This is a genomic window from Bradyrhizobium sp. AC87j1 (assembly GCF_002936975.1).
Classification (GTDB): Bacteria; Pseudomonadota; Alphaproteobacteria; order Rhizobiales; family Xanthobacteraceae; genus Bradyrhizobium; species Bradyrhizobium shewense.
Genome location: NZ_PTFE01000099.1, coordinates 21143 through 27142, shown reverse-complemented (window position 1 = coordinate 27142; position 6000 = coordinate 21143). Strand labels below are relative to the sequence as shown.

The window sequence follows — 6000 nt, the reverse complement described above, 5'->3', positions numbered from 1 at the left end:
GGAATACGTTCTTGGCCAAATCCAAACCAATGATGCTAACGTCGTTCACGAACGCCTCCTTGCTAGGTTGAAACACCCACATTTTGGCACAATCGATGCCGTCGGGGGGCGTCCACTCCATCGGCTATGCCGGCTACCGCAAGCTCGCCGAGCGCGGCGACGTTCAGCTTGCGTTCTGCTGGTCGCACATGCGGCGCAACTTCTATGAACTCGCCACCCCTGGCCCGGCGCCCATTGCGAGCGAGGCGCTCGAGCGCATTGCCGAATTTTGTGCCATCGAGAAGGACATCCGTGGCCGCAGTGCCGAGGAACGGCGTCTCATCCGGCAGCAGAAAAGCCAGCCGCTCGCCAATGCATTCGAGAAGTGGCTGCGCGCAAAACTCGCCCTGATCAGCCAGAAGGGCAAGCTCGCCGAGGCCATCCGCTATACGCTCTCGCGTTGGGAGGGCCTGACGCGCTTCATCGACGATGGCCGCATCGAGCTCGACAACAATGCCGTCGAGCGCTCGATCCGCCCGATCGCGCTCAACCGGAAAAATGCCCTGTTCGCGGGCTCCGACGGTGGCGCCGAGCACTGGGCCGCTATCGCGTCACTGATCGAAACCTGCAAACTGAACGACGTCGATCCGCTCATTTACCTCACCGACGTGCTCACCAGGATCGCCAACGGTCATCCAAACAGCGAGATCGACCAGCTGCTTCCGTGCGCCTACAAACGTCAAGACCTCAGGGCCGTGGCCTGAAAACGACGCTTACGGTCGATTACGTCAAGGCGCTACTGAACACAACGACAAGAGCGTGACGCCGTCTACGCCCGTTGGCACATGTTTGAAGAAAAGCACGAAGCGATAACCGCCATTGAGCACCAGGTAGCGCTGATCATGGGCTGATACGTCAGCGTTTCTCGCGTCCATATGGAGCCAGCGCCTTGCGCTCCTCTGCGCTAATGTTCGTGAAGGTTATGCCGTTATACCCGCCGTTCGAGAGGGCAGAGCGCACGTCATCCGTCGAAGCGCCGATATCACGAGCGATGTTAGCGAACATATATTGCTGAGTGTCACTCTCGTTGTTCGCGATCAGAGTATTAAGGTGATAAGCAGCCCGATGCGCGACCTCGTTGTAATCACGATTTTCGCCCTGTAGCTTTGGGCTCGCCCCCATGTATCTGAGCTTTGGTTCCACCGGGATTAGCACTGACTTCTCCCGCTCTCTAGAAACGCATGTATGCGCGCAGCGATTTCCTGTGCCTCCTTCGGCCCGGGGTCGAGTTTCACGCAATCGAGTATGCCTAACACTTCCTGAGCCTCCTCGGCATGAAACGTCGCGACTTGGCGATCTGCCAGGCTCAAAGACTGATCGGCCGCCCGGGCCTGATTGGCTGCAAGCACCGCAAGCGCTTGCGACCGCAGTGAGGTGATGTGCCGCTCAAATTTGTGCATTCGTTGCCCCAACTAAATGAAGTTAGCGGCCACGTGACTGGACGCTTCGAGGTGGACAAAGGGAGGCGCTTTCCCTGCCGTGTCGCTAACTTCGCCCTGGTCAGCTTCAAGCGGGGCAAGAAGCCGACGGGGAGGTATCCTCCGGACGAATGCCCTAGAGCAACTACCAAGACAGGTAACAGTGACGTTGGGGGCCGCAGGCAGTGCGGACGAGACTCGGCGCTGTTCGGTTGCGTTGGATCAGACGCTGTCCCTACCCCGCCCGCACCACCCTTTGAAATTAGCGGCAACGTGACTCGGCGCTTATCCCCCACCTACACACAGCAAAAGCGCTGTCCCTGCCACGAGCCGGCAACTCCCACACGGCCAGCCTCAAAGCAGCGGAAGAAGCTGGCTGGGAGGTCATCGTCGCCGGAGGACGAGCCTAACTACTTGATCCCGGCCCACCAGTCGGAAGCAGCGCGGGCGCGGCTCGGAGCCGGTTAGCCAGGGAGGCATCAAGGCCCGTATCCTGCCACACCCACGCTGCCGTCGAGTTTAGCGGGCTGCCGCGCCCCGCCAAACCCAACGGTTTTGTATCGGGGCTAGCTGACTGAAAGCTGACGAGACCGCCTAGCAATTCACCCAACAAAACGTGGCCAGCGTGGGCCACTTGCCGTCGAGAACAATGAAGACGTTAAGACCGCAGACAAAGGGCGTTCGGCCTGCTTACGATCAGCGGCAGCCGCACCACGCCGACGGGCCGGATTGGCGCTCAGCAAAACCACTGCACGCTTATGACTGATCGCCGTGACGACCTGACGCTGTCCCGGCTCGTGCGGCTTTTCGACCAAGTAGAGCCGGTCGTCTGAATTGCGCATCAGGTGCGTCCGTGCCGTTCGAGATCATCCTCAATTCGCAACCACGCACAGCGAACTCTCGCCTGTCCATAGACAGATAGTGTCCTTGTTTACTATCCTGGGAGTTCTACGGTTTAGTTGCGGCGAGGCAGCTCCGCTTTGCAGCTGGCGAAACGGCCGCTCAGTGAATTAAGAAAGGTTACGATATCGTTCTTCTCCTTTTTCGCTGAGCTTGGCGCCGAGCTGGACCTCACTCATAATTCCTACGGCTTCCTGGAGCGTCCAAACCTGACCCGAATGGAAGTAGGGAGCTCGCAAGGCAACGTTGCGCAAAGGGGCGACGCGGAACACGTATTGTCGCTGGAGGCCTTCGTGACCGCGAAACGCCCCTGGTCGGGCTGCGGGAAGTAGTTTGATGTCTGGTCTTTCAATACGACGAACGGGAAAAACTCGTGCCCACCACTATTGATTCAGTTGTGGCAGGAGGCGCAGCCTTTGCCCTCGAACAGCCGCAATCCCACCTTTTGGTAGTCATCCAGCGCGTTGCCATCGCCGTTCAGGTATTGGTCGAACGGAGCTGCTGGTGTCGTGAGCGTCGCTTCGAAAGCCTCGAGCGCTTTCGCGAAATTGTCGAAGGTGACCGGCGGTGTATCACGCGGGAATGCTTGCTTGAACTTGCCAACATAATCTTCCATCGAATTCAGCGTCCTCGTTACGTGATCCGCGGTCGCATTCATTCCGTCGTCAGATAGTTTGAGACTGGTCAGGCTTTTTGAGAAGGGAGGCTCTGGCTCATTAGGGAAAGGGTCTTCCTCCAATCTTGCGCAGTGTAGTCGATGAGCTCCGCAGCCCCTTGGCGCGGGCGAATGCTCGCTTCCCATCGTAGATAGCTGCGGCTATGATGTGTGCTCCGAGCATCCTACCGATCTTGATGGCCGCAGTGCCTGCATGAGCAGATTCTGTCCAGAGCGTAGTGCCGCTAGTTCCATGAGGCCGTAAGCCGCGGTAAGATAGTTCACGGGCAAGGCAGCTACCTGGGCAAATGACAGACGATTCGGGATCCGACACAATTCACCGGCGGGCACTGCGACTTCTTGCGCCAAATCACCACGAGGCACGGACCCGAACACACGATCTCCGCCCTTTAGTGCGGAGACCTTCTCGCCCAGCTTATCTACAAACCGATAACCCTGAGCGGGCCAGCCAGGGGACGATGACGGCGTCGGACCACGCGCAGGTGCGTTATCCTTACTTACCGGCAAAATCAGCCGTTTTGCGAAGGCTGCGGGGCAGTCGAGCATAGCGAAGCTGGACTGGTGTGATTGTCACCACGCCGTCCGCCGACGACGGTCACAAAAAGCGGCCGCGCTCCAGCCGCTTGGCACAAAGTGACATGCCCAGTCCTGGCAGGCTCGAAATTTTTCGGCCGCCTACAAGATCTGGCAGGGGCTTAGCTTAGCTAGCTCATGTACATAGCGGAACATCTGTCCCGCATTTTGCCCGGGGACTCGCGCAGAACGGAGGTCACAGGTGGCGTACAGGAAACTCTTCAATCAAAGCGGGCCGACACTTACGCTGTTGCTCATCACGCGCGCTGGCTCCGAGCCGAACCAGTCCGCGCCGATCGTCACAGCGGCGCTACCAGTGGGTGGCAAGCAGACGATTGAGTAAGGTAATGCGTAGAATCCCTTCCTCAAGTGAGCTCGTGATTTCCATCATCCTCCGATGGCGCGTTTTCGAACGGATCGCAGATCGTGACGACTCGGGGCAGCAGCTGGGATACTGTACTGAACACGCACGATACCCTTACGCTTAGCGGAGCGGGTGGCTGAACGTGGTGGGCTCGAACACATAACCGCAACGGCACCGACGATCCCGCAGTGGCCGCTCCTGGATGGCAAGTCTATGCTGGCGGCGTCGCAGCCCCGCCCGGATGAGTGTAGCCGATGGCCGGAAACGGAAATCTTGTGACTTCTACGCCGTTCAGCGTGATCACCTGTGCCGGCGTGTTGGATAACCTAAGGCGGAGGCGAACCATGTCACTTTGGTTGTCCAGCAGGATTCCAACGTGCTTGAAGAAGGGCCCCACGAGTTCATGAAAGGACCGCGTGGGATCATCATGGAATGACGGCATAGCATATGAGTACCAATCTTATGTTGCACGAGCCGCCCAGCGCGCTGCGGCTGATCACACAGGCGTATACGAGCCTTCTCATTATTGGCTTCGCCCTGCTGCCCACTCAGTTCATCGCTTACCTCAATTTTCAGCAAGATCCCGCGCTGAAGTTTGAAGACCACCTGTTCCACGAATTCGCCATCGCCGTCGCCACCCTGGAGGGACTGTTCGTCACATATGTGACGTGGCGTTGCTATCGGTCTTCAGGCGAGCCTCTGTTGCGGTGGTTGACCCTTGGTTTTCTGGCCTTCGTGCTGATCTATACGCTGCACGGCGCCTTCACCGGCATGGCACATCGCAACATTTGGCTGTTTCTGCTCTATGGGCCAGCGTCGCGCCTGGCGATGTCGATTTTGCTCTTCGTCGGGCTACTCAGCTACAACCTGCCGTCAGACGGGCCTGAGAAGCGCTCGGACACGCGCGCATGGCTGACGTGGATTGGCCTGTTCTTTACGATGGACTTAGCTGTCGCACTGGTCGCCTATTCACCCTATGCTGGGCACCCGGTGGTCCGCCTGTCCATGGAGGGCGGCGCATTGCTATTCAGTGCGCTGAACGTCGCGGTCTTGCTCATGCGACGGATTCACTCGCCGCTCATGCTTGTTTTCGGCGTTTCTGTCGCGTGGTTTGCGCTATCGTCGCTCGCATTCATTTTGGCCGCGCCGTGGAACCATATGTGGTGGCTGGCTCACGCGATCTTCGCTGGCGGATTTCTTCTGCTCAGCTATGGCGTCGTCCAGGCTTTCCGAACAACGCAATCGTTCGCCACCATCTATAGCCAGGAAGAAATGACCGCCCGCCTGGCCAAGTCGATGGCCGACACTCAAAAGGCACTTCAGCAAGTGCAATTGAGCAATCAACGGCTGGAGCGGCTCGCAGCAACCGATCCACTAACCGGCGCCGGGAATCGGCGCCACTTCATCGAGCATATCGGCGCGGAGATCGCACGGGCCAGGCGGACCGGAGCTCCGTTGTCCCTGCTGTCGCTCGATCTCGACCATTTCAAGGATATAAACGACTCACGTGGTCACAGCGTCGGCGACGAGGTCCTGCGCGTATTCGTGCGAAAGTGTCTGGAGGCAATCCGGCCTTACGACTCTGTCGCGCGCGTGGGCGGTGAAGAATTCATGGTACTGCTACCGGGGGCGACGCTCGACGCGGCTGGCGCGGTCGCCGAGCGCCTTCGATCAGCCATCGAACGCACTGCATTCGATGTCGGAGCCGAACCATCGGTCGGCGTCACCATCAGTGTTGGAGTGTCGGAGTTCGGGCGCGATGGAGACACGCTCGACGGGTTCCTGAACGTCGCCGACCAGCGACTCTATCGCGCAAAATTTGAAGGCCGCAACCGTGTGGTTGTCGCCTAGGATAACGTTCATCGTTCACTCCGTCTCCGGTGCTCTGGGCCTGGACGCCCGTTCTCGCTCTTCTCCGAAGCCAAAGCCGCAACTCTACAAACAACTATTCGGTCATGGTCCATCCATTGCAACATTTGCAGGCCGGTTCTCACCGCAATAAGCTGCGGCCACTAGCTGCCGGGAGCTGT

Annotated in this window: 3 protein-coding genes and 1 pseudogene; 2 read left to right on the top strand and 2 right to left on the bottom strand. The window is 58.8% G+C overall.

The genetic code is table 11. From position 1 onward, the window contains the following. Nucleotides 1–101: 101 nt before the first annotated feature. Nucleotides 102–743, top strand: a pseudogene (gene tnpC, locus CV770_RS33710) (IS66 family transposase); the annotation flags it as partial. Nucleotides 744–894: 151 nt separating this feature from the next. Here the strand turns inward: tnpC and CV770_RS33705 are convergent. Both CV770_RS33705 and CV770_RS43570 read right to left on the bottom strand, forming a co-directional pair. Beyond that, nucleotides 895–1194, bottom strand: coding sequence for a hypothetical protein (locus tag CV770_RS33705; RefSeq protein ID WP_245453931.1), 300 nt, complete (start codon nt 1192–1194; stop codon nt 895–897). Nucleotides 1195–2748: 1554 nt separating this feature from the next. Then, nucleotides 2749–3015: a cytochrome c peroxidase gene (locus CV770_RS43570; RefSeq protein ID WP_283811427.1), complete on the bottom strand. Its 267-nt coding sequence runs from the start codon at nt 3013–3015 to the stop codon at nt 2749–2751. Nucleotides 3016–4417: 1402 nt separating this feature from the next. Here CV770_RS43570 and CV770_RS43960 point away from each other — a divergent pair. Further along, the gene (locus CV770_RS43960; protein ID WP_104465419.1) at nt 4418–5821 is read left to right on the top strand and encodes a GGDEF domain-containing protein; all 1404 of its coding nucleotides are present in this window, start codon (nt 4418–4420) and stop codon (nt 5819–5821) included. Nucleotides 5822–6000 lie beyond the last annotated feature (179 nt).

Coding starts and splice junctions, on each gene's coding strand:
- CV770_RS43960 (WP_104465419.1), top strand. CDS start 4,418: ATGAGTACCAATCTTATGTTGCACGAGCCGCCCAGCGCGCTGCGGCTG.
- CV770_RS43570 (WP_283811427.1), bottom strand. CDS start 3,015: ATGAATGCGACCGCGGATCACGTAACGAGGACGCTGAATTCGATGGAA.